28 protein-coding genes are annotated in these 26,811 nt (G+C 68.8%); 19 read left to right on the plus strand and 9 right to left on the minus strand.

What is annotated here, in order from left to right; all coding sequences use genetic code 11:
- Positions 1–31: 31 nt before the first annotated feature.
- Both murJ and ABD255_RS08640 read right to left on the minus strand, forming a co-directional pair.
- Entirely contained in the window at positions 32–1,687 is a 1,656-nt protein-coding gene (murJ, locus tag ABD255_RS08635; RefSeq protein WP_344211664.1) for a murein biosynthesis integral membrane protein MurJ, read from the minus strand.
- Positions 1,680–4,067, minus strand: coding sequence for a DUF6049 family protein (locus ABD255_RS08640; protein ID WP_344211666.1), 2,388 nt, complete (start codon positions 4,065–4,067; stop codon positions 1,680–1,682). Before ABD255_RS08640 ends, murJ begins: the two co-directional genes overlap by 8 nt.
- Before the next feature lie 228 nt (positions 4,068–4,295).
- Between ABD255_RS08640 and ABD255_RS08645 the strand changes: the two genes are divergently transcribed.
- From ABD255_RS08645 to ABD255_RS08660, 4 genes are all read left to right on the plus strand, one after another.
- Positions 4,296–5,717 carry a CCA tRNA nucleotidyltransferase gene (locus ABD255_RS08645; RefSeq protein ID WP_344212332.1) on the plus strand — a complete coding sequence of 474 codons (1,422 nt, stop codon included), beginning with the start codon at positions 4,296–4,298 and terminating at the stop codon, positions 5,715–5,717.
- Positions 5,718–5,756: 39 nt separating this feature from the next.
- Positions 5,757–6,518, plus strand: a complete 762-nt coding sequence (locus ABD255_RS08650) for a hypothetical protein (protein WP_344211667.1) — start codon at positions 5,757–5,759, stop codon at positions 6,516–6,518.
- A gap of 105 nt (positions 6,519–6,623) precedes the next feature.
- The gene (locus ABD255_RS08655) at positions 6,624–7,241 is read left to right on the plus strand and encodes a hypothetical protein (protein ID WP_344211668.1); all 618 of its coding nucleotides are present in this window, start codon (positions 6,624–6,626) and stop codon (positions 7,239–7,241) included.
- Positions 7,242–7,289: 48 nt separating this feature from the next.
- Positions 7,290–8,726 carry an AAA family ATPase gene (locus tag ABD255_RS08660; protein WP_344211669.1) on the plus strand — a complete coding sequence of 479 codons (1,437 nt, stop codon included), beginning with the start codon at positions 7,290–7,292 and terminating at the stop codon, positions 8,724–8,726.
- Here ABD255_RS08660 and ABD255_RS08665 read toward each other — a convergent pair.
- Positions 8,723–9,190 (minus strand): GNAT family N-acetyltransferase, encoded by a 468-nt coding sequence (locus ABD255_RS08665; protein ID WP_344211671.1) that lies wholly within the window; start codon positions 9,188–9,190, stop codon positions 8,723–8,725. The two genes, ABD255_RS08660 and ABD255_RS08665, sit on opposite strands and share 4 nt — an antisense overlap.
- Positions 9,191–9,434: 244 nt before the next feature.
- Between ABD255_RS08665 and ABD255_RS08670 the strand changes: the two genes are divergently transcribed.
- Positions 9,435–10,664 (plus strand): amidase, encoded by a 1,230-nt coding sequence (locus ABD255_RS08670; protein ID WP_344211673.1) that lies wholly within the window; start codon positions 9,435–9,437, stop codon positions 10,662–10,664.
- Here the strand turns inward: ABD255_RS08670 and ABD255_RS08675 are convergent.
- The gene (locus ABD255_RS08675; RefSeq protein ID WP_344211675.1) at positions 10,655–12,583 is read right to left on the minus strand and encodes a discoidin domain-containing protein; all 1,929 of its coding nucleotides are present in this window, start codon (positions 12,581–12,583) and stop codon (positions 10,655–10,657) included. The genes ABD255_RS08670 and ABD255_RS08675 overlap by 10 nt on opposite strands.
- A 131-nt stretch (positions 12,584–12,714) precedes the next feature.
- On the opposite strand from ABD255_RS08675, the gene ABD255_RS08680 reads away from it, so the two are divergent.
- Positions 12,715–13,728 (plus strand): LacI family DNA-binding transcriptional regulator, encoded by a 1,014-nt coding sequence (locus tag ABD255_RS08680; protein WP_344211677.1) that lies wholly within the window; start codon positions 12,715–12,717, stop codon positions 13,726–13,728.
- Positions 13,729–13,730: 2 nt separating this feature from the next.
- Here the strand turns inward: ABD255_RS08680 and ABD255_RS08685 are convergent, their stop codons facing one another.
- Entirely contained in the window at positions 13,731–14,363 is a 633-nt protein-coding gene (locus tag ABD255_RS08685; protein ID WP_344211679.1) for a TetR/AcrR family transcriptional regulator, read from the minus strand.
- Between the two features lie 64 nt (positions 14,364–14,427).
- Between ABD255_RS08685 and ABD255_RS08690 the strand changes: the two genes are divergently transcribed.
- Genes ABD255_RS08690 through ABD255_RS08720 form a run of 7 tightly spaced genes read left to right on the plus strand, consistent with a single transcriptional unit; the run spans position 14,428 to position 19,937 of the window.
- A complete protein-coding gene (locus ABD255_RS08690) occupies positions 14,428–15,675 on the plus strand; it encodes an acyl-CoA dehydrogenase family protein (RefSeq protein ID WP_344211681.1) in 1,248 nt (415 codons plus the stop codon).
- On the plus strand, positions 15,672–16,487 hold the full coding sequence (locus tag ABD255_RS08695) for an SDR family NAD(P)-dependent oxidoreductase (protein WP_344211683.1): 816 nt from the start codon (positions 15,672–15,674) through the stop codon (positions 16,485–16,487). The genes ABD255_RS08690 and ABD255_RS08695 overlap by 4 nt, the downstream gene beginning before the upstream one ends.
- Entirely contained in the window at positions 16,487–17,551 is a 1,065-nt protein-coding gene (locus ABD255_RS08700; protein WP_344211685.1) for a phosphotransferase family protein, read from the plus strand. The genes ABD255_RS08695 and ABD255_RS08700 overlap by 1 nt, the downstream gene beginning before the upstream one ends.
- Positions 17,552–18,100, plus strand: a complete 549-nt coding sequence (locus ABD255_RS08705) for a histidine phosphatase family protein (RefSeq protein WP_344211687.1) — start codon at positions 17,552–17,554, stop codon at positions 18,098–18,100.
- Entirely contained in the window at positions 18,069–18,236 is a 168-nt protein-coding gene (locus ABD255_RS08710; protein ID WP_344211689.1) for a hypothetical protein, read from the plus strand. The genes ABD255_RS08705 and ABD255_RS08710 overlap by 32 nt, the downstream gene beginning before the upstream one ends.
- A gap of 9 nt (positions 18,237–18,245) precedes the next feature.
- On the plus strand, positions 18,246–18,992 hold the full coding sequence (locus ABD255_RS08715) for an SDR family oxidoreductase (protein ID WP_344211691.1): 747 nt from the start codon (positions 18,246–18,248) through the stop codon (positions 18,990–18,992).
- A complete protein-coding gene (locus tag ABD255_RS08720) occupies positions 18,993–19,937 on the plus strand; it encodes an LLM class F420-dependent oxidoreductase (RefSeq protein ID WP_344211693.1) in 945 nt (314 codons plus the stop codon).
- On the opposite strand, the gene ABD255_RS08725 is transcribed toward ABD255_RS08720, so the two are convergent.
- Positions 19,891–20,331 carry an SRPBCC family protein gene (locus tag ABD255_RS08725; RefSeq protein ID WP_344211695.1) on the minus strand — a complete coding sequence of 147 codons (441 nt, stop codon included), beginning with the start codon at positions 20,329–20,331 and terminating at the stop codon, positions 19,891–19,893. The two genes, ABD255_RS08720 and ABD255_RS08725, sit on opposite strands and share 47 nt — an antisense overlap.
- Before the next feature lie 52 nt (positions 20,332–20,383).
- Here ABD255_RS08725 and ABD255_RS08730 point away from each other — a divergent pair, with 52 nt between their 5' ends.
- The 3 genes from ABD255_RS08730 to lysS are packed head-to-tail and all read left to right on the plus strand — an operon-like array spanning position 20,384 to position 22,274.
- Positions 20,384–20,794 carry a MarR family winged helix-turn-helix transcriptional regulator gene (locus ABD255_RS08730; RefSeq protein ID WP_344211697.1) on the plus strand — a complete coding sequence of 137 codons (411 nt, stop codon included), beginning with the start codon at positions 20,384–20,386 and terminating at the stop codon, positions 20,792–20,794.
- Positions 20,795–20,845: 51 nt separating this feature from the next.
- Positions 20,846–21,091, plus strand: coding sequence for a hypothetical protein (locus ABD255_RS08735; RefSeq protein WP_344211699.1), 246 nt, complete (start codon positions 20,846–20,848; stop codon positions 21,089–21,091).
- 43 nt (positions 21,092–21,134) lie between these two features.
- Positions 21,135–22,274 (plus strand): lysine--tRNA ligase, encoded by a 1,140-nt coding sequence (gene lysS / locus ABD255_RS08740; protein WP_344212334.1) that lies wholly within the window; start codon positions 21,135–21,137, stop codon positions 22,272–22,274.
- On the opposite strand, the gene ABD255_RS08745 is transcribed toward lysS, so the two are convergent.
- Positions 22,261–22,788 (minus strand): hypothetical protein, encoded by a 528-nt coding sequence (locus ABD255_RS08745; protein WP_344211701.1) that lies wholly within the window; start codon positions 22,786–22,788, stop codon positions 22,261–22,263. The genes lysS and ABD255_RS08745 overlap by 14 nt on opposite strands.
- Before the next feature lie 292 nt (positions 22,789–23,080).
- Here ABD255_RS08745 and ABD255_RS08750 point away from each other — a divergent pair, with 292 nt between their 5' ends.
- Both ABD255_RS08750 and ABD255_RS08755 read left to right on the plus strand, forming a co-directional pair.
- Positions 23,081–23,593 carry a SigE family RNA polymerase sigma factor gene (locus ABD255_RS08750; protein ID WP_344211703.1) on the plus strand — a complete coding sequence of 171 codons (513 nt, stop codon included), beginning with the start codon at positions 23,081–23,083 and terminating at the stop codon, positions 23,591–23,593.
- An 11-nt stretch (positions 23,594–23,604) separates the two neighbouring features.
- Positions 23,605–24,606 carry a hypothetical protein gene (locus ABD255_RS08755; protein WP_344211705.1) on the plus strand — a complete coding sequence of 334 codons (1,002 nt, stop codon included), beginning with the start codon at positions 23,605–23,607 and terminating at the stop codon, positions 24,604–24,606.
- 3 nt (positions 24,607–24,609) lie between these two features.
- Here the strand turns inward: ABD255_RS08755 and ABD255_RS08760 are convergent, their stop codons facing one another.
- Positions 24,610–25,371, minus strand: coding sequence for an SDR family oxidoreductase (locus tag ABD255_RS08760; RefSeq protein ID WP_344211707.1), 762 nt, complete (start codon positions 25,369–25,371; stop codon positions 24,610–24,612).
- Between the two features lie 163 nt (positions 25,372–25,534).
- Here ABD255_RS08760 and ABD255_RS08765 point away from each other — a divergent pair, with 163 nt between their 5' ends.
- The gene (locus ABD255_RS08765) at positions 25,535–26,374 is read left to right on the plus strand and encodes a helix-turn-helix transcriptional regulator (protein WP_344211709.1); all 840 of its coding nucleotides are present in this window, start codon (positions 25,535–25,537) and stop codon (positions 26,372–26,374) included.
- A 13-nt stretch (positions 26,375–26,387) separates the two neighbouring features.
- Here the strand turns inward: ABD255_RS08765 and ABD255_RS08770 are convergent, their stop codons facing one another.
- Positions 26,388–26,807 (minus strand): MmcQ/YjbR family DNA-binding protein, encoded by a 420-nt coding sequence (locus ABD255_RS08770; RefSeq protein WP_344211711.1) that lies wholly within the window; start codon positions 26,805–26,807, stop codon positions 26,388–26,390.
- Between the last annotated feature and the right edge of the window lie 4 nt (positions 26,808–26,811).

Here is a 26,811-nt window from a genome sequence, read left to right on the forward strand (position 1 = left end):
GAAGTGGTGCACGAGTGCACAAGCGGCCCGATCAGGACCGCCGGGGCCGCCCCGGCAGCTTCGATGTGACCATGGACACGACGTCGATGACCTCGTGAATTCGCAGTACCCGGGCGACGCCGACGTAGACCGGGAGCATCACGATCGCGGCGACCGCCAGTTGCAGGATCGCGGCGAGCGGGCCCTTCCAGTCGACCGCCGAGTCGAGCAGCAGCAGCGCACCCCGGCCGAAGGCGGCGCCGATCACCGCGGCGATCACCATCGCGAGCAGCGGCAGGCCGATCCCCGCGCCGCGGACCCGCGGCACCTTCCGGGCCAGGACCCGCCGGGACAGCAGTACGGCGACCAGGTAGGACAGCGCGAAGGCGCCACCCAGCATCACGCCGCTGAACCGCAGGTGCTCCTCGTCCAGGATCACCCGGACGCCGATGATCGCGGCGGCGATGTTCGTCGTCGCGATCACGCACTGCAGGAAGAACGGCGTCCTGGTGTCCTCGAACGCGTAGAAGGTGCGCAGCTGGAAGTACTGCACGGTGAACGGGATGATTCCCAGCGCGAGCGCCATCAGCGTGTACGCCATCAGCGTCAGGTTGTTCTTGCCGGACCCGTAGCCGGCGATCACGGTCACGATCGGATACGCGAACGCGACCATCGCGGCCGCCGCCGGTACGACGATCGCCAGCGTCTGCCGGATCGACCGCGCCGACAGGCGGGCCACCTCCGTCACGTCGCCCTCGGACGCCAGCGACGACATCTGCGGCAGCGCCGCCGTCGCGAGCGACACCGTCACGATGCCGTGCGGCACCAGGATGATGAGCATCGCCGTGCTGTAGGCGAACAGACCGGCCTTGGCGCCGGGATCTTCCGAGGCGCTACCCGCGATGGCGAGCTGCGTGACGACCACCAGGGTCACCTGGTTCACCGCGACGAACAGCACGGTCCAGATGCCGAGCCTGGCGGTGTGCCCGAGCCCGGTACCGCGCAGGCCGAACTTGGGCATATAGGTGTGGCCGCTGGCCTTCAGGTACGGCAGCAGCACCAGCAGTTGCACCGCGATCCCCACGGTGTGGCCGAGGCCGAGCAGCAACTCCTCGCCGTGGCTGAAGGTGGGCGGGTTGTCCCCGGCCCGGTAGACCAGCAGGAAGATCACGATCGAGGCGCAGGCGACCACGTTGTTCGCGATCGGCGCCCACATCATCGGGCCGAACCGGCGGCGGGCGTTCAGCACCTGGCCGACCAGCACGAACGCGCCGTAGAAGAAGATCTGCGGCAGACAGAGCCGGACGAACATCACCATCGACGCCTTCTCGGCGGCGCGGGACGGGTCCTGCAGCTCCTTCGGCAGGTAGAGCTGCGCGATCAGCGGCGCGAGCAGCACGCAGAGCACGGTGACCAGGGCCAGGACGACGAAGCCGAAGGTGAGCAGCCGGTTGGTGAAGTCGCGGCCGCCGTCGTCGTGGTTCTTGATCGCCCGGACGAGTTGCGGCACCAGCACGGTGTTGAAGACACCGCCGGCCAGCAGGATGTAGAGGCTGTTCGGGATGGTGTTCGCGGCGGTGAAGATGTCGCCGCGCAGGGCGGTGCCGATGGCGGCCGCGAGCAGGGCGATCCGGACGAATCCGAGCAGGCGTGACAGCACCGTTCCGGCTGCCATCACCGCCGCGGAGCGCAGGGTGCGGTCAGCCATCCTTCGTACCGACTCCTTCTTTCAGGCTCTCGCCGGGCTCGGTGTGCCCGTTCTCCGGTACGCCGGCGCCCCGGTCCGGGGTGACCCGCAGCGGCTCGACCGGCTCCAGCGGGTTCGGCTCGACCCCGGCCTCGGTCTCGGCCCCGGCCCCGGCCTGGACCGGGTCGGCGGAGTCGGACGCGGCCAGGTCCCGGGGTTCCAGCGGTGCCGGGTGCAGCGGGTCGGCGCCGGCTTCGGGCGTCGACGGGTTGCGCCGCTCGGAGCGGACCCGCCGGTAGATGCGGACGGCCGAAGTACCGAAGAGCAGGGCGCAGGCGGCGCCGACCAGGACCCACCCGACGCTGCCGTACTGCGCCGCCTCGATCAGCAACTCCTGCGACTTGCCGATCGGGAGCCCTTCGGCGGAGACCACCTGGGCGTTGGCCTTGATCAGGCCGTTCTGCTCGGCGCTCGCGTTGATCTGGAAGGTCGCCTTCTGCCGGGCGGCCAGCAGCCGGGTCTCCAGCCGGGCGATCCGCAGGTCGGTCCGGTTCGCCGAGGTGACCTCGATGCGGACCCGGACGGAGTACGGCAGTTCGTTCTCGACGGTGAGCGGGAAGGTGCCCTTGCTGCCCGAGAGGTTGACCTTGATCTCTTTGCGCCGGCCGCTGTCGACGGCCGAGTTGACCAGGTGAACCTTGGCGAGCTGGTTCGCCATCGCGGCCTGCTCGTAGGTGCCGTACCGCTGCGCCTCGTCGGGGAACCCGGCCCAGCTGGACGAGCTCAGCCGGAGCAACGACTTCTTCAGGTCCTGGTCGGCCGGGTTCGGGTCGGCGAGCAACGACCGGTACGTCGCGGTCGCCTGGCTCAGGTTCTTCAGCTGGTCGAGCTGTCCGTCGGGCAGCGCCGCGGCCGGCTTCTGGGTGATCGGCTTGGCCGGCAGCGCTCTCAGGGTCTTGACCTGCTGGAGATCGACCGGCGTGATCCACGGCAGGGCCATGCTCTGGACCAGCGCGGCTGTCTTCGTCCCCTCGTCGTCCCAGCCGCGCGGCGGTACGACCACGACCGTCGCGCGGCTCCGGCCGGCGGCCGTCAGGGCGGTCTCGGCCGCGAAGCGCTGCTGGATCTGCACCGGCCGGTCGGCCGTCGCCGGATCCGGACCGGCTGCGATCAGGCTGTCGTCCGAGACGATCGTCTCGACGGACTTGACCGGGTCCTGCGGCGTCGCCACGTTGAACCGCGGCGACGCGAGCAGGTTCGGCCGGTCGGCCGGGGACCAGGCCGAGCTGTTCACCAGGGTGACGTCGAGGTCCCAGTCGCCCGCGTAGCCGGTCGAGGCCCGGGCCAGGTTGGCGCTGTTCGCCGCGCCGTTCTCCAGCCAGAGGCCCGGGGTGAAGTTCGGATGGGGGCCGCCCACGACGTATTGCTCGGTGAACGACCGCGAGTTGGCGACCAGGCCCTTCAGCGGGTCGCCGGCGGCGAACAGACCGGCGACGTCCGGGTCACCCCAGGGAAGCATCACCAGTTGGTTCTTGCCGGGCTGGTGGCTGAGCTCGAACTCCCGCAGCCAGGTGGAGACGACCTTCTGTCCGGTGCCGGGCTTCGTCCGGCCGTCGGGGTCCTGGACCTGGTACTTGCCGGTCTGGATCAGCCGCGCCTCCTCGAGCATCGCGGGGTCGACGAGCCAGGTGACCTTCCGCTGCCGGCCCAGTTGGAGCAGCCGACCCAGCTGACCGGTGGGCGCCATCGACTCCGCCAGCGAGTCGTTGGCGAAGACGGCGTCCTTCAGCAGCGTCGGGCGGTGCCGCAGCGGCAGCACCAGCGCGGTGCTCACCTTGCGCGCCTTGCCGGCGTCGATCACCGGCATCAGGGTCAGGCTCAGGCCGCCGGTGGTGCGGTCCCTTTCGGTGACGTCACCACGGAACCGCACGCCGACCGTGTAGACGCCGGTGTTCTTGCCGATCTTCCACTCGTTCCAGGGCACGACCAGCTTGAAGGGCACCGACGCCTTCGGCGCCAGCGGCGGTCCGAGCAACTGGAAGGTGGTCGACTCGGAGGTGGTCAGGCCGACGCAGTCGTTGCGGTTGTCGAGTGCTTCGTCCGCCTCGATGTCGATGGTCGAGAGCTGGGCGCGGGTGGTCAGCCGCTCGCGGTTGATGCAGGCGCCGGCCTGCGGGTTGGCGAAGGTCGTCGTACTGGTGTTGGTGACACGCCCGGTGATCGTCACGGCCTGGCCCGGGGCCGGGGCCGCCGGGCTGAACGAATCGATGCTGACGTCCACCGCCGGATCCTCGGCAGCGGGTGCCGCGACCGCCGCGGAAGGGCCGGAAACCGCTGACGCCGCAGCGAGCAGCAGGCCCGTCGCCGCAGCCGCGGAGAGCCTCAGTCGCCGTCTCAACACGCCGTCACCGTAACCTAGTGTGCCGCTGACGGGATTACTCGGCGCCGGGGCCGCCCAGGACGGCACCTCGCGGCGTTGGCGAAGCAGCCGCGATGAACCCCGCATCGAGGCAGCTCCGCCGCCTTGCGATGCACCATCCTGGACACCCCCGTCACTCGAGCAATCCCCTCAGCGGCACACTAGTTCCCTGTGTCCCCTACTCCCGACCGCTCAGCCTCTTCCGGATCGTTGTCCGCGGTGCAGCGACAAGGTGTCCAGTCGCTGCTGCGGATCGCGCCGGTGGTCGACGAGCTCGGCAGCCGGTTCGCTGCCGCCGGGCACGAGATCGCCCTGGTCGGGGGTCCTGTCCGGGACATTCTGCTGGGTCGGGGGAGCAAGGACCTCGACTTCGCCACCTCCGCCCACCCGGAGGTGGTGGAGCGGCTGCTGGCCGGCTGGGCGGACCACGTCTGGGATATCGGCAAGGCGTTCGGCACCATCGGTTGTCGGAAGGGTGACTGGATTCTCGAGATCACCACGTACAGGTCGGAGTCCTACGATCCCACCTCGCGCAAACCGGACGTCGCGTACGGCGACAGCCTGGAGGGCGATCTGGCCCGGCGCGACTTCGCCATGAACGCGATGGCGGTGCTGCTCCCGTCGCACCGCTTCGTCGACCCGTACGGCGGCCTCGAGGACGTCGCGAACAAGGTGATCCGGACGCCGGGATCGCCCGAGGACTCGTTCTCCGACGACCCGCTGCGGATGATGCGCGCGGCCCGGTTCGCGGCGCAGCTGAACTTCACCCCGGACCCGGCGGTGGTCGCGGCGATGACGGCGATGGCCGATCGGATCACCATCGTGTCCGCCGAACGGGTCCGGGACGAGCTGATCAAGCTGGTCTGCTCGGACCACCCGCGGGTCGGGCTGGACCTGCTGGTCGGGACCGGCCTGGCCGACCACGTGCTGCCCGAGCTGCCCGCGTTGCGGCTGGAGCTGGACGAGCACCACCGGCACAAGGACGTGTACGAGCACTCACTGACCGTGCTGGAGCAGGCGATCGACCTGGAGCCGCGGCTGACGGTGGACGGTCCTGACTTCGTCACCCGGTTCGCCGCGCTGATCCACGACATCGGCAAGCCGAAGACGCGCAAGTTCGAGGGCGCGGGCAAGGTGACGTTCCACCACCACGACGTGGTCGGGGCGAAGCTGGCGAAGAAGCGGATGAAGGCGCTGCGGTTCAGCAACGAGCAGATCGACCAGGTCGGCAAGCTCGTGGAGCTCCACCTGCGCTTCCACGGCTACGGCACCGGCGAGTGGACCGACTCCGCCGTACGCCGGTACGTCCGCGACGCCGGCGAGCTGCTGACCCGGCTGCACGTACTCACCCGGGCCGACTGCACCACCCGCAACAAGCGGAAGGCGGACTCGCTGCGTTCGGCGTACGACGATCTGGAGACTCGTATCGCCCGGCTGCAGGAGCAGGAGGAGCTGGACGCGCTCCGGCCGGACCTGGACGGCAACCAGATCATGCAGATCCTCGGCATCGGTCCCGGCCGTGACGTGGGGCAGGCCTACAACTACCTGATGGAGCTCCGGATAGACGAGGGCCCGCTCGGCGAGGAGCAGGCCCGGGAGAAGCTGCTGGCTTGGTGGAACAGCCGTTCCTGAGCGCTCCCCGGCGCGGTTCCGCGGCGGTACCGTCAGGAGATGTTGTGGCTTCTGGCGGTGCTGAGCGGCGGTGGGATCGCGCTCGGTGGGCGGTACTGGTGGGACCGGAGAGCCGCCAAGCGCGGTGACACCGAGGAACTCGAGGAGATCAAGCGGCTCGCCGACGAGGACGTCACCCTGCTCGGCGAGGAGCTGAGCAGACTCGGCGAGGCGGTGGACGGTCGCGAACTGGATGCGGAGACCCGGCTGGACTACCAGCGCGGGCTGGACGCCTACGAGGCTGCTCAGCGAACGGTGCGTGGGATCAAGTCCGCCGACTCGATCAGCACGGTGACGGACACCCTGGCGACGGGCCGGTACGCGATCATCTGTGTCCGCGCCCGAGTGGCCGGTGAGCCGGTTCCCGAACGCAGAGTGCCTTGCTTCTTCAATCCGCAGCACGGCCCGTCGACCACGGACGTGCTCTGGACCCAGGCCGGGCACGGCACGCGCAAGGTGCCGGCTTGTGCCCAGGATGCTGCCCGGCTGAAGGCGGGGGACGAGCCAGAGGTGCGCTACGTCCGCTTCCACTCACGCCGAGTGCCCTACTGGGAGGCAGGCGCCGCAGTCGCGCCGTACGGCGCCGGCTACTTCGCCAGCGGTGCCGGCGCGTCCTACATCGCGATCGCAACCTTCGAAAGCCAGACCGGTGCGACAACCTGGGGCGACTGGAACAGCGGCGGCGCCTACACCGGCGACCTCGGCGGAATCGGGGACTACGGCGGCGGCATGGAAGGCGGCGGAGGCGGCGGCGACGGCTAAATCCGCTGGAACTCCAGTGGTTCGCCGTTGAGCAGCACGAAGTCGGTCACACACGGCCAGTCTGGACGAACCAGTCCAGCGTGGTGCCTGGTCTAATCTCACGGCGTGGACCTCTTGAGCATCATCGGGTGGGGCGGATCGGCGCTGGTTGTGGTGTCGCTGTTGCAGACCCGGATCCTGCGACTGCGGCTGCTGAACCTGGTCGGTTGCGTCGTCCTGGTCGGCTTCAACCTCGCCATCCCGGTCTGGCCGATGGTCGGGATGAACGCTGTCCTGGCCGTCATCAACGTGGTGCAGTTGTGGCGGCTGCTCCGGCACCGGCACGACGACGCGGAGTACGCCGTGCTCGAGGTCAACTCGACCGACGCGTACCTCGGCCACGTGCTGACCGCGCACCACAAGGACATCTCGAAGTTCAACCCCGGCTTCACCTCGGCCGCGAGCCCGTACGCGTTCCTGGTCCAGCACGGCGAGCGCACGGTCGGCGTCGTCCTGGCCCACGACGCCGGCGAGGGCCGCGCCCAGATCGACCTGGACTACGTGCTCCCGGAATACCGCGACTTCACCCCCGGCGAGTTCGTCTACCGCCGCAGCGACGTCTTCACCGACCACGGCTTCCACCAGGTAATGGCCCCACCCCGCATGCGCGACTCAACCCCCTACCTCACCAAACTCGGCTTCCACCGAGACGGCCCCAACCTCGTCCTCAACCTCCCCCACTAGCTTCCCAACGTTGTAGAACTGTATTTATTATAAGTATAGTTCTATGTCATGAGGAAACCTGCTCGCATCTTCGCTCGCAATCAGGAGTGGGCCCACCTGGAGCGGTTCGCGACGGCCTCGTCCGAGCATCCTCAGCTGGGTGTGGTCAGCGGGCGCCGCCGGCAGGGCAAGACCTATCTCGTCGAGGCGCTGGCACAGCAGACGAAAGGTCTGTACTTCGGCGCGACCCAGGCGATGGAGACCGAATCACTCGCGCTCTTCGCGACCGCGATCGGTGAGCACCTGCGCGCGCCGTCGCCGCCGCGGTTCGACAGCTGGGACGCCGCCATCCGCTTCCTCTTCTCGATCGACGGATCGCCCGGCCCGTTCGTCATCGACGAGTTCCCGTACCTGAGCGCGGTGTCGCCCGCACTGCCCTCGATCCTGCAACGAGAGATCGACCAGGCGGCATCCGCCGGGCGGCAGACCAGGCTGCTGCTCTGTGGATCGGTGATGTCGGTGATGGGGGGACTCCTGGCCGGAACGGCTCCGCTGCGAGGCCGGGCCACCCTGGAGCTGGTGGTCCGGCCGTTCGACTACCTGCTGGCCGCCGAGTTCTGGGGAGCAGTTGATCCGCGTCTTGCCGTGCTTCTGCACTCCGTGGTCGGGGGCACCCCTGCGTACCGGAGATTCGTCAATGACGACAGCCCTCGGTCGATGGAGGACTTCGACGACTGGGTACTGCGAACGGCGCTGAGCCCGGCAAGTCCGCTGTTCAGGGAGGCGAGGTATCTCCTGCAGGAGGAGATGGACGTCCGGGACAGTGCCCTGTACCACTCCGTGCTCGCCGCCGTGGCTTCAGGCAACAGTACGAGAGGCGGGATCGCCAACTACGTCGGCCGGAAAGCGACCGACATCGGTCATCATCTGGCGGTTCTGGAAGACAGTGGACTTCTTCGCCGGCAGCAGGACGTGTTCAGGTCAGGTCGCTCGGGCTACCAAGTGGCCGAACCCCTGGTGGTCTTCTATCAGGTGGTCATGCGACCGCAGTGGGGTCTGCTCGAGAGTGGCCGGGCGGCGAACGTCTGGAAGGCTGCCAGAGCGCGATTCTTTTCGCAGGTGGTCGGTCCACACTTCGAGCAGATCTGCCGGGAGTACGCCACGGCAGCGCCGGTCGAACTCTTCGGGGAGCTCCCGGGTGAGATCGGTGCGGGCGTCGTGGCGGATCACTACAACAGGAGCCAGATCGAGGTCGGCGTGGTCGTGCTGGCCCCGGCTGAGCCAGGCCGCCGCCGGAAGATCCTGTCTCTCGGTGAGGTCAAGTGGGGCGAGGTGATGGGGCGGCGTCATCTCGATCGGCTCGCGCGGGCACGCCAGTTGCTTTCCAAGGACTACGACACCGCAGACACGATTCTTGCCTGCTACAGCGGCGCTGGTTTCGAGGAAGATCTCGGCTCAGAGGTCCTGACTGTCGGGCTCGAGGATCTCTACTCCAGCGCCCTCTAGCCCAACTGCTTGGCGAAGCAGAGGGAGGCTGGTTCGTGTTCGAAGGGTGGGTAGGGCGGGGTGGGAGTGTAGCCGTGGCGGGTGTAGAGGGATATGGCTTCGTGTTGCTGGGTGCCGGTTTCCAGGCGGAGGGTGGTCAGGCCCTGGGCGCGGGCCTGGGTCTCCAGGTGGGCTAGGAGTAGGCGGGAAAGGCCCCAGCCGCGGGAGGACGGTTCGACGTACATGCGTTTGATCTCGCCTAGGCCGGGGCCGATCGGTTGCAGGCCGACGCAGCCGGCGGGGGTGCCGTCGACGAGGAGGACGATGAACTCGATGTCGGGGTGGAGGGCGACCAAGGGCTGGTCCTCGCCGTAGATCGCGGCGAGTTCGGCCTGCTGGGCGGTCGTCAGCGCGACCACGGCCGGGTCGGTCCGCGCGGCCGGGCGGAGTTCGACGCCCTCCATCAGTTCCAGCGCATCGGTCATGGTCCGGACGGTAGCAATCGGCGGTGACGCTGCTGTTTCGCTTTCCTCACTGGGCCCGCGGAGGGCAGTGAGGTCTACTTACCGTCACCCATTGATCGCGCTGAGGTCTTCCCTGATTCGTTATACCTCTCAGCATTTCTGCATGGCTGACCTCACCCGCAGAACGGTGCTGCTGCGGTGAGCACCAACTACCAGGTTCGTACTGCGCGCGGCAGCTCCACAGTCGAGGTGATCTGATGGGGGCGTGAGGTCCCTGGAGCAGATCGCGGCCCAAGTCCGTGCGGGTGAGCTGGACCCGGTCGAGCTGGTCGAGCAGGCGCTGCGGCGTGCGGAGGAGACGTCCGGGCTGAACGCCGTCGTGCACCTCGATGCCGAGGGTGCCCGGCGAGCCGCCAAGCAGGCCAGGCACGGACCGCTGGCCGGAGTACCGGTGCTGGTGAAGGAGATCATCGAGGTCGAGGGGATGCCGTATCGCTGCGGATCCGCTGCGATGGACGGGATCGCCGGCCGGGACGCCGAGGTGGTCAGCCGACTGAGAGCCGCCGGAGCGGTGATCATCGGGCTCAGCCACAGCCACGAGTTCGCCTACGGCTGCACGGGTACGTCTAACCGCGTTGGACCTTGCCGCAACCCGCATGACCGATCCCGGATGACTGGCGGATCCAGCTCGGGCGCAGGCGCTGCTGTGGCGGCCGGCGTGGTGCCGCTGGCGATCGGCACGGACACTGCAGGTTCGGTGCGGATTCCGGCGGCACTGTGCGGTGTAGTCGGCTACAAGCCCGCACGGGACACTCTGCCGGTCGATGGCGTGTTCCCGCTGTCCCAGAGCCAGGACCACGTCGGCGTGCTCACCCGCACCGTGGCTGACGCCGTCTACGCCGTGAACGCACTAACCGGCGGTACAACTGCGACAGTCGACCGCCCACGGCTCGGACTGGCGTCGAACCCGGAGTACCTCGACTACGACGAAGAGGTCGGCAAGGCCTGGTCCCAGGCGATGGAGTTGTTCGAGACAACTCCTGTGGAGCTCCCTGACTGGGCCGCGACACTCAAGACGGCAGTGGACCTGCAGGGACCGGAGGCTGTGGCGAACCATGCGGGCCGGGCTATCGCCACCTATCAACCCGACGTCCAGCAACGGCTGCGCGACGCTGCCGAGGTCCCCGCCTGGCGCTACGTCCAGGCACAGGCCGAGGCCGCTGACCTCACCATTGCTTTCGGCGACCTCTTGCAGACAGTGGATGGCGTGCTGCTGCCGACAGTCCCGGTAGTGGCCCCGTTGCTCGAATCACTGGTCGACGAGGCGGCTGTCAGAGCGCAGTTGATGCGCCACACCCGCCTCACCAACGTCACCGGCTTCCCGGCCGTCAGCATCCCTCTACCGACGGCCGGGCTCCCGGTCGGACTACAGATCATTGCCAGAGACAACCAAACGGCCGGTGCGGTCGCCGCCTGGATCGAACGTCAGTTGTAGAGGCGTACGTCGGCCACGGTCCACCAGTGGTCGCTGGTACCGGTCGACGAGATGCGGACGAAGCGTGCGCGCGTGGGCTTCACGTCGACGTTGGTGAGCTGCCCGGCGCCCGTGCCGCTCGCCAGCGGATGCCAGCTGGTGCCGTCGAAGCTGGTCGACACCTGCCAACTCTTCGCATAGTCGCCCGCGTTGCCGCCGCTGTCGATCGCGACGCGGCGGAACTGCTTCGCCGTACCGAGGTCGACCTGCACGTACTGCCCCGAAGCCTGCGCGGCCTTGGACTGCCACACCGTAGAACCGTCCGCGTCGAAGGCAAGCGCCGCATCAGCAGCCGGTACTGCGCTCGCCGTGCCACCCGTCAGCGACACGGGTGACAGGTTTCCTTCCAGCGAGCGCGAACGCGGCCAGGTGAACGTTGCGATGGCGCCACCGGGCAGCGTGTACTCGAAGTACTCGTCCCCGACCGCTACCGCGAAGCTCCTCGGGTCGTCGTTCTCGTTGTGCACCAGCAGCGCGGTCGAGCCGTCCTGGTTGCGGAACGCCGATGACATGAGCTGCCCGTTCCACCCGGTCGTCCCGTACGACGTACTGGCGATCCGGACCGCGCCGGACTTCACGAACTTCGACAGGTGCCCGATCGTGTAGTACTCCGCGTCGGTGGTGACGCTGTTGTCCGGCTGGACCGTGACGAGCCCGGTGCAGGTCTCGCAGCCGCCGTTGAACGGACCGCCCTTGTCGTCCAGCGCGATGTTCCAGTTCACGACGGACTTGGCCCAGTTGCGCGTCGTACCGAGCATCAGTGTGCGGGCGTGCCAGGTCAGCGTGCCGCGGAAGATCTGCGCCGGGGTGTCGTTGGGCCCGTGCGAGCCGGAGCACTCGGTGAACCAGATGCCCTTGTCCGGGAAGGTGTTGTGGAGCGCGGTCTGCGCACTGGGGTTCCCGGAGTAGCAGTGGTACGCAGTACCGGCGATCCACTTGCCGGCGGGGCTGTCGAGCAGTTGGTACGGGTAGTCGGTCTCCGGGTCCTCACCGGGCGGCGTCGTGCCGATGTCGCCGGGGTGGGTCGACCAGTTGTGGTCGTAGCCGAGGATCTTCGTCCGCGGGCTGGCCGCGCGCAACATCGGGCCGAGCTGGGAGATCACCGCGGCCTGCTGCCGCACCGGCATGTCCGTGCCGGGGTAGCCGCTCGGCTTGCGGTTCTGCGGCTCGTTCTGCACCGACAGGAAGTCCACCGGTACTCCGGCCGCCTCGTACGCCTTCACGAACTTCACCAGGTAGCGCGCGTAGGCGTTGTAGACGGCCGGGTCGTCCTTGAGCCGGCCACCGACCAGGGAGTCGCCGGTCTTCATCCAGGCGGGCGGGCTCCACGGCGTCGCCATCACCTTGAGGGACGGGTTCAGCTGCTTGGCGCGGCGCAACAGCGGCAGGATCTGGGCCTGGTCGTGGGCGATGCTGAAGTGCCTCAGCGGGAAGTCGGTCTGCCCGGCCGGCCTGTCGTCGTACGTGTAGTGCTGCGGGGCCGCGGTGAAGTCCGACGAGCCGACCACCTGGCGCAGGAAGCTGACGCCGATGCCCTGAGCCGGGTCGAACAGCGACCACATCGTCTTGTCCCGCTCGGCGGGCGTCAGCCGATAGAGCACGCTCGCGGACGAGTCCGTGATCGAGGCGCCGAAGCCATCCATCGTCTGGTACTTCGTGCCGGGGTCGACCGTGATCGTCGTCTCCGCGCTCTGCCCCTTCTGGAAGGCGACGGGCGCTCGCTCGTGCAGCAGTTCGGCCCGGTCGGGAGTGGTCACCCAGACCCGCGCCTTCGTCGTGGACTTGCCGGCCGGTTCGGCCTGCGCGCCGGTGCCGCTCAACACTCCGCTCACCAGCAGCGCGGAACCGGCCAACGCCGCCCCGATCGCCTGTCTCCTCATCGCACTCCTTCGGTCAACCCCGATGAAACAAATGAAACAAGTCCGCAACATCCGGACCTCAGGAAACGACGCCTACCGTGGCCTGTCAAGGTGAACTAGAGTGCGAGATATGAAACAGAGCGATGTAACAAATGCCTAGCCGGGTCACCGTGCGGGACATCGCGGCGGAGACCGGGGTTTCGATCGCGACTGTTTCCCGGGTGCTGAACCAGAGCGGAAGCGTCGCGCCGCAGACCCGTGAACTGGTCGAGCAGGCCGTCCAGCGCCTCGGGGGCCGCGCGCCGAGCCCGCGGGGCGGCTCGCCGAAACCCGTCGGTGGAGCCGTCTACCTGCGCTGCCCGTACGTGCTGACCGACTACTTCGGCCTGATCGTCTCCTCGATCGCCGAGACGCTCGACCGGCACGGACGTCAACTCGTCCTCAACGCGGGCGAGGCGACACAGCACGACCAGGTCCTCGCCCGGCTCCCCGCGCAGCGCGATCTGGCCGGCGCGATCCTGATCCTGCCGCCGGAGACGAGCGACGAACTGATCCAACTGCGCTCGCGCCGCTTCCCCTTCGTCGTCGTCGACCCCCGTACTCCGCTGCCGCGCGACATCGCCGCGGTATCGGCCGCCCACTTCTCCGGCGCCCGCCAGGTGACCGCGCATCTGGTCGAGCTCGGCCACACCCGGATCGGCGTGATCGGCGGCCCCAGCGAGTGGCTCGCCAGCGACGCCCGCCTCAGCGGCCATGCCGCCGCGCTCGCCGACGTCGGAATCCTGCCGGACCCGGCCCTCGTCCGCCCGGTCGAGCCCACCATCGACCAAGGCCGCCGGGCGGCCGGTCAGCTACTCGACCTGGCCCACCCGCCGACAGCCTTGGTCGCCTTCAACGACAAGGCCGCGGTCGGCGCCCTCCAAGCCGCAGCCGACCGCGGCCTCGTAGTACCGCGCGACCTGTCCGTCGCCGGCTTCGACGACATCGACCTCAGCCGGGCCACCTTCCCGGCCCTCACCACGGTCCGTCAGCCCCTGCAGGAGATGGGCCGCATGGCCGTAAGCCTCCTCATCCGCCTCCTCGACCGCCACGAGCTCGAGGCCCTCCACGTGGAACTAGCCACCGAACTCATCCCGCGCGCCTCGACAGCCGGCCCCAACCACTGACTTCAGAGTGTGCGGAGTGCGTGCAGGGCGGCGACTGACTGGTCTACGAGTTGTTCGGCTGTTGACGGGCGGTCGGCCGGGGGGAGGCTGGACCACTCGAGCGTCAGGTCCTCGACGTAGGCGAGCCAAGCGTGGATGGTCAGGCGGTCGCGTGAGGCGGGCTGGTCGGTCTCCGGGGGAAGGTCCAGGAGATTGAGGACTCGGGTGGTGAGGGCGGCGCGGGTCTCGGCGTAGATCTCGACGACGTAGATGTCGCCGCCGGCGGCGCCGCGGACGAAGGAGATGTAGGAGTCGCGGCGGCGGGTGACGAAGGCGACGAACGACAGCAGCATCTGGCGGAGTTGCTCGTCGGCCGGGAGGGACGGGTCGGGCTTGGTGACCCGCAGCAGGCGGCGACCGGCCGCGCTGACCACCGCGATGTAGAAATCGCGCTTGGTCGGGAAGTAGTGGAACAGCAGCCCGCGAGAGATCCCCGCCTCGGCCGCCACGGCGTCGATCGACAGGTCGTGGATCGGCTGGGTCCGCAGCATCATCAACCCGATGCCGACCAGTTGCCGGCGGCGATCGTCCGCGGTGAGCCGCCGCCGACGCCCGTTCGGCGCACCGGCCTCGCCCTCCGCATCCAGAGCATTCACACTATTGAGCATTGCTCAGTAAGTGCGCTACCGTCAATGCTCAGCCGAGGTCGAGGAGCAGCTGATGGGTTTCGAGCCGTCCGCCAGGGCGCAGGAGTTGATCGGCAAGGTCGACGAGTTCGTCCGGACCGAGATCGAGCCGGTCGAAGCGGACCTGCACGCCGCGATCCGCGCTTCCGAAGACCCGTGGCAGCCGCAGGCCGCCTTCAAGGAACTGCAGGCGAAGGCTCGCAAGCAAGGGCTGTGGAATCTGTTCCTCCCGCCCGCCGAGCCCGGCAACGAGGCGTACGGCGAAGGGCTGAGCAACCTCGACTACGCCCCGATCGCCGAGCTCACCGGCCGGTCCTTCCTCGCGCCGTACGTGTTCAACTGCAACGCGCCCGACACCGGCAACATGGAGGTCCTGCTCCGCTACGGCACCGCCGAGCAGAAGCAGCGGTGGCTCGAGCCGTTGCTGGACGGCGCGATCCGCTCGGCGTTCTGCATGACCGAGCCCGACGTCGCCTCCTCCGACGCCACGAACATGGCAGCGACCGCGATCGTCGAGGGCGACGAGGTGGTGATCAATGGCCGCAAGTGGTGGAGCACCGGCGTCGGTCACCCGGACTGCGAACTGCTCATCTTCATGGGCCTCACCGATCCCGAAGCCCACCGCTACGCCCGGCACACGATGGTCCTCGTATCGCGGGACACCCCCGGCGTGAAGGTCGAGCGCCTGCTCCCCGCGATGAGCCGGTACGACGAACCGCACGGCCACGGCGAGGTCTCCTTCACCGACGTCCGGGTCCCGGTCGCCAACATCCTGGTCGGTCCGGGTCGCGCCTTCGAGATCGCGCAGGGCCGGCTCGGACCGGGCCGGGTGCACCACTGCATGCGGCTGATCGGGCTCGCGGAGAGGTCGCTCGAGCTCGCCCTCCAGCGCGGTACCAGCCGGACCGCCTTCGGCAAGCCGCTGGTCAACCTCGGCGGCAACCGCGAGCGGATCGCCGACGCCCGGATCGCGATCAACCAGGCCCGCCTGCTGGTCCTGCAGACGGCGTACCTGCTGGACACGAAGGGGCTCGCGGGCGCGCTCAGCGAGGTCAGCCAGATCAAGGTGGCGGTGCCGCGGATGGCGCAGGACGTGATCGACATGGCGATCCAGTTGCACGGTGGCGGCGGGCTGTCCGACGACTACCCGCTGGCCGCGGCCTGGACGAGTGCCCGGGCGCTGCGTCTGGCCGACGGGCCCGACGAGGTGCATCGTGGAGTGGTCGCGAAGATCGAGCTCGCGAAGTACCAACCGCGGGATCAGCCGAAGGAGTCGCAGTGAGCAGGGTTCTCGTCACCGGTGGAGCCAGCGGACTCGGCGCCGCCCTCGTCGCCCGATTCGTTGCTGAGGGCCACCAAGTGCTCAGTACCGACGTGGCGGCGGAGTCGGCCGCGCCCGACGGAGCGCAGTACCGGCAGTTGAACGTGCGCGATGCGGCGGACTGGGACGCGGCGGTCGCGTGGTGCGAGGAGAACTGGGGCGGGCTGGACATCCTGGTGAACAACGCCGGGATCGCCACCGGCGGCCGGATCGACGTCGAGTCCCTGGACGAGTGGGACCGGGTCGTCGACATCAACCTGATGGGGGTGGTCCGCGGCTGCCGCGCGTTCACCCCGGTGTTCAAGAAGCAGCGCTCAGGGCACATCGTGAACACGGCGTCGGCGGCCGGGCTGGTGCACCCGCCGATGATGAGTTCGTACAACACGGTCAAGGCCGGCGTGGTCGCGCTGTCCGAGACGCTGTCGCACGAACTGCACCCGTACGGCGTGACCGTGTCCGTCGTCTGCCCGTCGTTCTTCCGGACCAACCTGGCGGACTCGATCCAGGGCGACGACACCGAGATGGGCGCGAGCGCCCGCCGGCTGATCGAGAAGTCTCCCCGGACCGCGGACGAGATCGCCGCGAACGTGATCGCCGGGATCAAGAAGCAGCAGTTCCTGATCATCCCCGACCGGCCCGCCCTGCTGGCTTGGCGAACCAAGCGCTTCGCCCGGCCGCTCTACGACCGGCAGATGCGCAAGATCGCCGCCCGGGCCCGCGACCGCGCCGAAGCACCCCAGCCGAGCGCCGAGGCTGCTGCCGGAGAGCGGTGATGGGAGTAGACCAAACAGCGGTGGAAGGCGCACGACCGGTTCGGGACGAGGACGCCTTCGACGTGCCCGCGGTCGACACCTGGCTTAGGGCGTCTACCGTCTTGCCGGAAGGCCTGCCTGAGGTCCGTCAGTTCTCCGGCGGTGCGTCCAACCTCACCTATCTGCTGCGCTACGCCGACCGAGACCTGATCCTGCGGCGCCCTCCGGTGGGGACCAAAGCCAAGGGCGCACACGACATGGGCCGGGAGTACCGGATCCAGCAGGGCCTGGCGCCGGTCTTCCCGCACGTGCCGAGGATGGTTGCCCACTGCAAGGACGACGCGGTACTCGGGTCGGAGTTCTACGTGATGGAGCGGATCGCCGGCACCATCCCGCGGCGGTCCGAGCTCGGCGTCGAGCTGACACCTGAGCAGACGAAGCAACTCGGCTACACCTTGATCGACACGCTCGTCGACCTGCACCAGGTGGACCCGGAGGCAGCAGGACTCGCGGATCTCGGCCGCGGCGAAGGGTACGTCGAGCGCCAGGTCTCCGGCTGGACCGGCCGCTACCGCAAGGTGAAGACCTGGAACGTGCCGAGCTACGAGAAGGTGATGGCCTGGCTCGAGGAGAACCGGCCGACCGACGTACGGATCTGCGTGATCCACAACGACTTCCGGCTCGACAACGTGGTGCTCGCCCCCGACGACCCGCTGAAGATCATCGGCGTGCTCGACTGGGAGTTGGCGACGCTCGGCGATCCGCTGATGGATCTCGGCAGCGCGCTCGCGTACTGGGTGCAGGCCGACGACGACTGGGCGTTCCGGCGGTTCAGGATGCAGCCCTCCGACGTACCGGGCATGATCGGCCGGGACGAGATCGTCCGCTACTACTGCGCGAAGACCGGCCTCGAACCCGCGAACTGGGCGTTCTACGAGGTGTTCGGCCTGTTCCGGCTCGCGGTGATCGCCCAGCAGATCTACTACCGCTACCACCACAAGCAGACCCGGAACCCACGGTTCAAGAACCTCTGGTTGCCGGTCAACCTCCTGGAGCGGCGCTGCCGCAGAATCATGAGTCGTTGAGTGCCGACCATCTACCTGATCCGGCACGCGCAGGCGTCGTTCGGCCGCAGCGACTACGACCGCCTCTCGCCGCAAGGTGAGCAACAGTCCGTCCGGCTCGGGGAAGCGCTGGCCACGCGCGGCCTGAAGCCGGATCTCGTCGTCACCGGAGCGATGCGGCGGCACGCCCAGACCTCCGAGATCGCCTTGCGCGCGGCCGGGCTCGACGTACCGGTGGAGGTCGACGAAGGGTTCAACGAGTTCGACCACGACCAGGTGATCGTGGCGTACAAGCCGGCCTACAAACGGCGCGCGGTGCTGCTCGCCGATCTCGCCAGGACCGGGCATCCTGCGCGCGCGTTCCAGGAGATGTTCGGCGCGGCGACCGAGCGATGGGCCCGCAGCGACGGCGCTGGGTACCCCGAGCCCTTCGCCGCGTTCTGCGCCCGCTCGGACGACGCAGTACGCCGTACTGCGGATCGCCTGGCCAAGGGGGGAGTCCGCGATCGTGTTCACCTCGGGTGGTCCGATCACGGCCGTGGTCGGGCGGCTCCTCAGCGGTGGCGATGACCTGTGGCTGCGGCTCAACCCGGTGACGGTCAACACCGCGATCACCAAGCTGGTCTCTGGACGCAGCGGGCTGACGCTGATCAGCTTCAACGAGCACGGCCATCTCGACGGCAGCGAACTGCTCTCCTACAGATAGGGCGACCTGATGCGACGCAACATCCTGATCACCGGGGCGAGCTCGGGACTGGGCGAGGAGATGGCCCGGCAGTTCGCCGCGAAGGGCCACAACCTCGCCTTGACCGCGCGCCGCGAGGACCGGCTGAAGGCGCTGCAGGACGAACTGGCCGCGGCTCATCCTTCGGTGACGGTGGTGATCCGCCGGCTCGACGTGAACGATCACGCCGAGGTGTTCGAGGTGTTCCGGTCGCTGGATGCCGAACTGGGCGGGCTGGACCGGATCATCGTGAACGCGGGCATCGGCAAGGGCGCGCCGCTCGGCACCGGCCGGTTCGACGCGAACCTGCAGACCGCGCAGACGAACTTCGTCGCGGTGCTGGCCCAGGCCGAGGCCGCGATGGAGCTGTTCCGGGCGAAGAACGCCGGGCATCTGGTGCTGGTCTCCTCGGTCGCCGGAGTGCGCGGCCTCCCGAAGGCCGTCACGACGTACGCCGCGACGAAGGCGGCGGTGGCGACGCTCGCGGAAGGCCTGCAGGTGGAGCTGCTCGGCAAGCCGATCAAGGTGAGCGCGATCCTGCCCGGCTACATCAAGTCCGAGCTGAACGAACATGTCGCGAACACGCCGTTGATCGTGGACACCGTGCCCGGCGTCCGGGCGATGGTGTCGGCGATCGAGGCCGAGAAGGCCAAGGCCCATGTGCCGGCCTGGCCTTGGGTGCCGATGGCAAGGGTTCTCAGGTACGCACCGCTGCCGCTGCTGAAGAGGATGATCTGAATGCGCTGGGGTCTGACCGTTCCACTGACCGGGGTCCCGCTGCGGGATCACCGCCCGCTCGTCTCCGAGCTGGCTTCGCTGGGCTACACCGATCTGTGGTCGGCGGAGGTCGCGGGCGCTGACGCGTTCACGCCGTTGGTGCTCGCGTCCGAGTGGGACGAGCAGTTGCGGCTGGGGACGGCCGTAGTACCGGTTCATACGCGGGGGCCGGCCGCGTTGGCGATGAGTGCGGCCGCGCTGGCAGAGCTGGCGCCAGGGCGGTTCGTGCTGGGGATCGGGGCGTCGTCCGAGACGATCGTGACCGGCTGGAACGGGATCGCGTACGACCCGCCGCTGGCCCGCACCCGCGACGTACTGCGGTTCCTGCGCGCGGCGTTCGCGGGCGACAAGGTGGACGGTGAGTTCGACAGCTTCACCATCAAGCGGTTCCGGTTGGAGAAGGCGCCGGAGGTGGCTCCCTCCATCATGCTGGCGGCGCTGCGTCCGCAGATGCTGCGGCTGGCCGCGCGGGAGGCTGACGGCGCTATAACCAACTGGTTGGCTGCTTCGGACGTCCGCCAGGTCAGGGCCGAACTCGGCGACGAGAAGGAACTCGCCGCCCGGATCTTCGTCTGCGTGACCGAGGACGCGGAGATGGCGCGCAACATCGGCCGGTTCCTGATCGCCACCTACCTGACCGTGCCCGGCTACGCCGCCTTCCATGACTGGCTCGGCCGCGGCGAGGCGATGAAGGAGATGCGCGACGCCTGGGCGGCCGGCGACCGCAACGCGGCGATGGCAGCGGTGCCCGTCGAGGTGATCGACGACTTGATCGTCCACGGCACGGCCGCCGACTGCCGCGCCCGGATCAACCAGTACGTGGAGAACGGGCTGGACACTCCGATCATCGCCACGCTCCCTACTGGCGCTGATCTCCTCGAGACTGCTCGGGCGCTGGCTCCCTGACCGCTTCGCAGAGCGTGCGGACGGCCTCCAACTCCGCTTCGACGATGGTCATCTGCTCCGCGACCGCTTCGTCGGGCAGGTCCGCGGGCAGCAGCATCGTGAACTGATACTCACTGCCTTCCCCGTTCGGCAGGACGCGGGTGAACACGCCCTGGTTCTCGGCGATCAGCAGGTCGACGGTGCCGTGGTCAGGCGAGGTGCGCAGGGTGACGCGCGTTTCGCCCTGGGCGTTCTCGAGGATCCAGTCGTCGCCGTCCACCCGGACGGAACGAGCAACACCGGGAGCCCAGCGCGGAAGGGCGGCCGGATCGGTGACGAGGTCGAAGACGGCCTGCGGCGACGCGGCGATCGAGACGGAGCGGGTCTTGGCTTGATGCAACGAATTGGTAGGCATATATAGATCATATGTACCTGCTTATGGTTGTTCAACTCTTATCATCCGAGGCATGGAGCGCGAAGATCTGGGATCGCTGTTCGGGCGGATCATCCGGCGGCTGATGGCCGCCGAGGGACCGCTGCTGGGCCGGCACGAGCTCTCGATGTGGGGTTACAGCGTGCTGTCGCACCTGGCTGACCAGCCGGCCGCCAACCAGCTGACCCTCGCCACCGCGATCGGGTACGACAAGTCCCGGTTGATCAGGCTGCTCGACCAGCTCGAAGAGGACGGACTGATCGTCCGCGAGCCCGACCCGGCAGATCGCCGGAACCGCCAGGTCCGCCTCACGACGGCGGGCCGGGAGCGACTTTCCGCGGCACGTGCCGACATTCGCGCGATGGAAGACGACTTGCTCGGCGAGCTGACCGCCGCCGAGCGTCGCTCGCTGATCGGCATGCTGGGTCGCCTGGCCGACGGGTGACGGGATAAATGCCGCGCGTCCGCGCCGTCACCTGAAGTAGCGTCGCCCGGCATGGTGAGTGACTGGGTGCGACGGGCCGCCGAGGCGGCGTTGGAGCATCAGGTGCGGTCCGAGGTGGTGACGTGCGCCTCGGGGATCAGCCCGTCGGGGCCCGTGCACCTAGGCAATCTGCGGGAGATTCTGGTTCCGCATTTCGTGGCTGAGGAGCTCCGGCGGGTGGGGAAGCCGGTGCGGCACCTGCTGTCCTGGGACGACTTCGACCGGCTGCGCAAGGTGCCTGCGGGGTGGCCGGAGTGAGAGGTACGAGTCCGGCGCCTACCGGGAAGAGATTCTCACCGCGATCAGGAACCGGACCAGGATCGACGAGGTCCTCAACCGGTATCGCACCAAGGAAGGCAGCAGCCAGGCCACCTTTCCGTACAAGTTCTACTGCCGGCAGTGCGGTCGTGACTCCACCACCGTGCGGAGCTACGACGACGAGACGACGATCGCGGAGTACGGCTGCGCGTGCGGTCACGCGGGGAGCGTGCGGGTCGACACCGAGCACGGCGCCGGGAAGCTGGTCTGGAAGGTGGACTGGCCGATGCGCTGGGTCTACGAGGCGGTCGACTTCGAGGCCGCCGGTGTCGATCATTCGACGCCCGGCTCGTCGTTCACGGTCGGCGCAGAACTGGCCAGGGACGTGTTCGGCGGCGCGGCTCCGTCGTACCTGGGATATTCGTTCGTCGGGGTGCAGGGAATGGCCAAGATGTCCGGGTCCGCGGGACGCGTGCCGACGCCGGCCGACGCGCTCGCCGTGCTGGAAGCGCCGATAGTGCGGTGGCTCTACGCCAGGCGCAGGCCGAACCAGGCGTTCACGATCGACCTCGGTCCCGAAGTCGTCCGCCTGTACGACGAATGGGACAGCCTGGCGCGCAAGGAGCGGAACGAGGCGCAGCAAGCCGCGTACGAGCGTGCGGTCGGCGTACTGCGGACGCCCGAGGTGGTCGTGCCGTTCCGGATCCTCTCATCCGTCGCGGACATCACCGCCGGTTCGACCGAGCAGATCGCCCGGATCGTCGCCGAGGTGGGTTATCCGCACGACTCGATCGACCAGTTGCAGCCGCGGCTCGACCTCGCCACCACCTGGATCGAGCGGTACGTCGACGAGCAGGACCGCACGAAGGTCCGCGACACCCCCGACACTGCACGCCTGGCCGAGCTCACCGAGACCGAGCGGACCTGGCTCACCCTCCTGCGGGAGAACCTCAGGTCCGGCATGACCCTGGAGAAGGTGACCAGCCTCGTGTACGGCGTACCGAAGCTGGCGCTGGGGTTGAGCCTTGACTCCGGACCGACGCCCGAGGTGGCCGCCGACCAGAAGGTGTTCTTCACGCTGCTCTACCAACTCCTGGTCGGGAAGGAGCGCGGGCCGCGGCTGCCCACGCTCTTCCTTGCCCTTGGCATCGACCGGGTGAAGACGCTGATCACTTCGGGCTGATCGTGAAGGCCCGGACGCAGAGTGGTTCGTCGCTGAGCTTCTGCACGACCATCAGGCCACCGACGGCTGATCCCTTGGTGGTGCCCGCGAGGGGAATGCCGAACGTCGGCTGCTGACCGAACGGCTCGCCGACGGTGAGCTTCGTCGGCGGCTCGATCCACTGCTTGATCAGGAGCGGCAGCACTTGCTTCGCGCTCGCGCAGCCGAGTGCTGTCGCCGCGGCGGAGTTGTTCGCGTTGAGTTGGGCGACGAAGCGCCTGGCGAGCTCCACCGCGCTCTCGGCCGGCTTGACCGGCGGCCGAACGGACGGGGTGACCGGTGGCTTGGCCGTCGGCGGCTTCACCGTCCGGGTCGGCAGCGGCGCGGGAATGGACCGCTCCGGCGTCGGACTGCTCGCCGGGGGCGCGACCGACGTGGCCGGTCCGGGATCAGGGGCCGCTTCGCCGTCACCCGAGACCAGCCCGAAGGCGAGCACACCGCCCACACCCAGCACGGCGAGCAGAAGGACCAGCATCAAGATGATGATCAGCCCGGCCCGGTTCTTTCGGGGCGGCTGACCATAGGGCGGCGCAGCCTGTCCGCCCGGAGCGTAGTTGCCCGGTTGATATCCCTGCGGATGGTATGGCTGCGACTGCCGGCCGGAGTTCTGGCCGGGCTGATCCTGCGGTCGAGGATCCTGCGGACCGGACGGTGGGTAGCTCACAGCACTCAGTGTCGCAGCGAGAGGTCCACTTCACTCCTTGCCGGACGCAACCCCGGCCGTCGCCGCTTCCGTATTGAGGAGGACAAGGGAGAGTGGGGGCGCGATGGTGGACCGGGACCAGGAGTATGTCGAGTTCGTCGAGGCGGCGAGTGCGTCGCTGCGGCGGACCGCGTTCCTGGTGTGCGGCGACTGGCATCGCGCCGACGACGTGGTCCAGGACGCCCTCTACAAGCTGTACCTGGTCTGGCCCCGGGTGACGCGGGCGGGGAACCCGCTCGCCTACGCACGCCGCGTCGTCGTCAACGCGGCCGTCGACACCGGTCGGCGTCCTTGGCGCCGTGAGGTGCCGACCGGTGACCTGCTCCCGGATCGAGCCCGGTCGGGCGACCATGCGGCCGACCACGCCGACCGTGACGAAGTCCTCGCCGCGCTGAGTCAGCTCGGGCCGCGTCAGCGCGCCTGCGTGGTGCTCCGGTACTACGAGGATCTCTCCGTCGAGCAGACGGCCGAGGCCCTCGGCTGCTCGCCGGGAACGGTGAAGAGCCAGGTGTCCCGCGGCCTCGAGACTCTCCGGCACGCGATTGACCGGGCCCGGCAGATCGGCCGGATCCGGTGAAGGGGAACGAGATGGAAGACCTCCAGGATCTCGGCGCCGAGCTGCACCGGCTGGCGGGCACCGATCCGCTGGCTCCGATCGACTCGTCAGCGCTGCTGGCCCGCGGTCGCCGGAGCCGGCGCAAACGGCGGCTGTTCTCGTTCGGCGCGGTGGTGACCGGCATCGCCGCCGTCGCGATCGCCGCCGCCCTGCTGCCGAATGTCGGCATCGCGAACGATCGGCCGGACGTCGCCGACACTCCGGCGACGGACCAGAGCGCGCAGCTCTTCAGCCCGGTCCCGGGTATCCCTCGCGGCGAGGAGGGTGCCGGCCAGCAGTTGACCATGGCCGAGGTGAGCCGGCGGTGCGAACTGCGCTATCCAGGGATCAGGCGGACGCTGCCGAAGGGCCAGTGGTCGTCGGGAGACACAGCGCCGTACGTGCTGCGGACGGGGGATCGCTTCCTCGCCTGCACGATTCCGGGCGGCGACAAGCCCTCGGAGAAGCTGGTCGCGGCCGCTCGGCGGGATCCGCTGCCGGCCGGCACGACCGAGCAGTTGCGCAACTGCTCGATCGTGTTCTGGACCGACCTGACGAAGTGGCGGGTGGTGGCGTCGGCGACGGCGGCCGGAGAATCGGTCAACCTGGTGGCGGTGTCGCCGTCGGGTCGCAAGGTCGTCGCGTGCGAACTCGGTCCGACCTTCGGCGATCACGCGGCTCCGCTCGGTCTGGGACCGAGGATCGACACGATCGACGGCTTCGTCCGGCAGGCTCCCGAGGCGTTGGTCCGGGGTGGCGCGATCTGCCCGGGGGTTCCGTGCCGGGGCGCCTGGTACCACGGCATGGGCCGGGTGGCGCCGAACATCGCCAGGATCCGGATCGATCCGGACGGAGACGGCCCGGTCCATGACGTGAAGGTGACCGACGGCTGGTTCGCTCTGTCCTGGCTGAACACCGAGGCGACCCAGCACGCCGACGGCAGCATCATCAGCTACGACGAGGCCGGCAACGTGCTGGCGACCGTCGCCCTCTGAGCGTCAGCTGGTCTGACCCGTCGGCATGATGGTGATCTGCTGGAGGTTCGCCCGCGGCGGCAGGGTGGCCAGGAAGCCGACGGTCTCGGCGATGTCCTGCGGGGCGAGCCACTCCAGCGCCTCCCTGGCTCCCGCCAGCCACTCGACCGTGGCCTCGTCGGTGACGTGGCTCTGCAGTTCGGTGCTGACGAAGCCTGGCTCCAGCGCCGAGACCCGGACGTTCTTCGGGCCGAGCTCGGCGCGCATCTGCCGGGACAGGTGCGTGACGTAGGCCTTCGTTCCGCAGTACACCGCGAAGTTCGGGTAGATGTTCTGCGCCCCGATCGACGAGGTGTTGATCAGGTCGGCGACACCGCGCTCGGCGGCCGCGGCGGCCAACTGCGGGGTGAAGGCACCGATGGCGTTCATCAGGCCGGTGATGTTGAGGTCGATCTGACGCTGCCACTGGTCCGTGGCCAGCTCCTCGATCGGGCCGGCCAGCATCACGCCCGCGTTGTTGAAGAGCAGGTCGGCGCCGCCGAGCTCGGCCGCCACCCGGTCTGCGGCCGACCGCACCGCGGCGGCATCCGTCACGTCGACGGCGATCGCCAGGGCGGTACCGCCATCCTTCTCGATCCGGGCGACCAGCTCGTTCAGCCGGTCGGTCCGCCGCGCCAGTACTGCGACGCTCGCGCCCAGCGCGGCCAAGTGCTCGGCCGTGGCTTCGCCGATACCGCTGGAGGCGCCGGTGATGACGGCCACGCGGCCGGTGAGGGACTTGGACATGGAAACACCTTCCGAAGTTGGGGGATCGCGGCTCTCAGCCGCCACTCCAGAACATCAGTCCGGAGCGCCGTTCGGGGGCCTCGAGCGGGCCCCGCGCAGGCAGGTACTGAGAGGGCCACCCAGCAGTGCGGCAAGCGGTACCTGGCTGACTCACACTGGGTCTATGGACCGCAGTAGCGAGCTTGCCGACTTCCTGCGCACCCGGCGCGCCCGGATCACGCCGGACCAGGCCGGGTTGCCAGAAGACGGCCGCTCCCGGAGGGTGCCTGGACTACGCCGTGACGAGGTCGGGCGCCTGGCCGGCGTGAGTACGGAGTACTACACCCGGCTGGAGCAGGGCCGCGGTGGTAGTCCTTCACCTGAAGTCGTCGAGGCCCTTTGCCGTGCACTCCAGCTCAATCTCGGTGAACGCGAGCACCTCACCGATCTGCTCGCCCGGCCCACACCAGCCCGTCGTACTCCGGTCGCGCCGCAGCGGGTCCGCCCCGGCCTGTACCTGATGCTCCAGACCCTGGAACAGGTCCCTGCCTTCATCGTTGGGCGGCGTACGGACGTGCTGGCCGCGAACCGCCTGGCGCGCGCTGTCGTGACCGACTTCGACGCGCTCCCCGCCACGAAGCGAAACCTTGCCCGCTACTACCTCCTGGACCCCGAGGCCCGTGAGCGTGTCGGCGACTGGGAACGAATCGCCGCCGAGACCGTCGCCATGCTCCGCCTGGACGCGGGCCGCTACCCCAACGACCGGCGGCTGGCCGACCTCGTGGGCGAGCTCACCTTGCAGTCGCCGGAGTTCAGCACCTGGTGGAACAACCACCACGTACTGCGCCGCACCCACGGCAGCAAGCTCTACCACCACCCGGAGGTCGGGGAGCTCCACTTCTCCTACGAGGCGCTCCAACTGCCCGACGACCCGGACCAGATCCTGTGCGTCTACAACGTCGAGCCGGGCTCTGCCACCGCGGAAGCCCTGCGGCTGCTGAGCAGTTGGAGCCTGACTAGCTGATCAGACAGAGTGTTCAGGCCAGGCGGTGTTCTTCGAGCCAGGTGGCGGCTCGGCGCTTGGAGGCCCGGGAGAGCCAGGCGTCCTGGATCACCTCGGTCAGCTCCGCACAGCTGAGCTCGCCGAGCCGGCTGGCGCGGACGAGGACCGACAGATGCCCGGCGAAGTGCGGAGTGGTGAAGAACGGGTTGCTCTCGTCCGAGACCAGGGCGAGCTTGTCCTCCTCGGCCGGCACCCAGATGACGATGACGTCGTCGTAGCGCTCGCCGGTGTCGGGGTCGAAGGCGTCGGGTCGCGGCGTCCGGAAGAAGACGAACGACTTGCCACCGACCTGGTAGACCTTGTTCTCCCCGCCACCCTGCTCGACCGTGACGTGAGGCATGCCCGACGCGACCTCGTGCACATCGGCAACCTTGGCCTTCCGACTCCTCGCCACGACC

Origin of the sequence: Kribbella sancticallisti (assembly GCF_039530625.1) — a bacterium.
GTDB lineage: Bacteria > Actinomycetota > Actinomycetes > Propionibacteriales > Kribbellaceae > Kribbella > Kribbella sancticallisti.

Coding starts and splice junctions, on each gene's coding strand:
- ABD255_RS08720 (WP_344211693.1), top strand. CDS start 18,993: ATGCGCTGGGGTCTGACCGTTCCACTGACCGGGGTCCCGCTGCGGGAT.
- ABD255_RS08700 (WP_344211685.1), top strand. CDS start 16,487: ATGGGAGTAGACCAAACAGCGGTGGAAGGCGCACGACCGGTTCGGGAC.
- ABD255_RS08660 (WP_344211669.1), top strand. CDS start 7,290: ATGAGGAAACCTGCTCGCATCTTCGCTCGCAATCAGGAGTGGGCCCAC.
- ABD255_RS08765 (WP_344211709.1), top strand. CDS start 25,535: ATGGACCGCAGTAGCGAGCTTGCCGACTTCCTGCGCACCCGGCGCGCC.
- ABD255_RS08760 (WP_344211707.1), bottom strand. CDS start 25,371: ATGTCCAAGTCCCTCACCGGCCGCGTGGCCGTCATCACCGGCGCCTCC.
- ABD255_RS08715 (WP_344211691.1), top strand. CDS start 18,246: ATGCGACGCAACATCCTGATCACCGGGGCGAGCTCGGGACTGGGCGAG.
- ABD255_RS08725 (WP_344211695.1), bottom strand. CDS start 20,331: ATGCCTACCAATTCGTTGCATCAAGCCAAGACCCGCTCCGTCTCGATC.
- ABD255_RS08750 (WP_344211703.1), top strand. CDS start 23,081: ATGGTGGACCGGGACCAGGAGTATGTCGAGTTCGTCGAGGCGGCGAGT.
- ABD255_RS08650 (WP_344211667.1), top strand. CDS start 5,757: ATGTTGTGGCTTCTGGCGGTGCTGAGCGGCGGTGGGATCGCGCTCGGT.
- ABD255_RS08745 (WP_344211701.1), bottom strand. CDS start 22,788: ATGCTGGTCCTTCTGCTCGCCGTGCTGGGTGTGGGCGGTGTGCTCGCC.
- ABD255_RS08730 (WP_344211697.1), top strand. CDS start 20,384: ATGGAGCGCGAAGATCTGGGATCGCTGTTCGGGCGGATCATCCGGCGG.
- murJ (WP_344211664.1), bottom strand. CDS start 1,687: ATGGCTGACCGCACCCTGCGCTCCGCGGCGGTGATGGCAGCCGGAACG.
- ABD255_RS08755 (WP_344211705.1), top strand. CDS start 23,605: ATGGAAGACCTCCAGGATCTCGGCGCCGAGCTGCACCGGCTGGCGGGC.
- ABD255_RS08735 (WP_344211699.1), top strand. CDS start 20,846: ATGGTGAGTGACTGGGTGCGACGGGCCGCCGAGGCGGCGTTGGAGCAT.
- ABD255_RS08665 (WP_344211671.1), bottom strand. CDS start 9,190: ATGACCGATGCGCTGGAACTGATGGAGGGCGTCGAACTCCGCCCGGCC.
- ABD255_RS08675 (WP_344211675.1), bottom strand. CDS start 12,583: ATGAGGAGACAGGCGATCGGGGCGGCGTTGGCCGGTTCCGCGCTGCTG.
- ABD255_RS08680 (WP_344211677.1), top strand. CDS start 12,715: ATGCCTAGCCGGGTCACCGTGCGGGACATCGCGGCGGAGACCGGGGTT.
- ABD255_RS08690 (WP_344211681.1), top strand. CDS start 14,428: ATGGGTTTCGAGCCGTCCGCCAGGGCGCAGGAGTTGATCGGCAAGGTC.